Source organism: uncultured Pseudoteredinibacter sp., assembly GCF_947500695.1.
Classification (GTDB): Bacteria; Pseudomonadota; Gammaproteobacteria; order Pseudomonadales; family Cellvibrionaceae; genus Pseudoteredinibacter.
Window position 1 is genome coordinate 1 of record NZ_CANMSS010000046.1, and the last position, 233, is coordinate 233.

A 233-nucleotide genomic window follows, 5' to 3' on the forward strand; every position below is an offset into this window, starting at 1 on the left:
ACAGCCGATGGTAATGGCGAGTGGAAGATTCAAATTCCAGGCGCGGATGCTTTACCTGAAGGTGCGGTTACCTTTAAAGCCACGGCCGAAGATGCATCGGGTAATGAAGTTGATGACACCTTTACTATCACCATTGATACCACGCCGAATGCGGTGCCGGTGATTAATGATGCCGACGATAACGTGGGTAATGTCCAAGGTAAGTTGAACAACGGTGATCACACCGATGACAA

Annotated in this window: 1 protein-coding gene; it reads left to right on the forward strand. The window is 48.9% G+C overall.

What is annotated here, in order from left to right; translation table 11 throughout:
- Positions 1-233 (forward strand): Ig-like domain-containing protein (locus tag Q1A08_RS21425; RefSeq protein WP_299776434.1); only part of this gene is annotated, 233 nt, incomplete at both ends.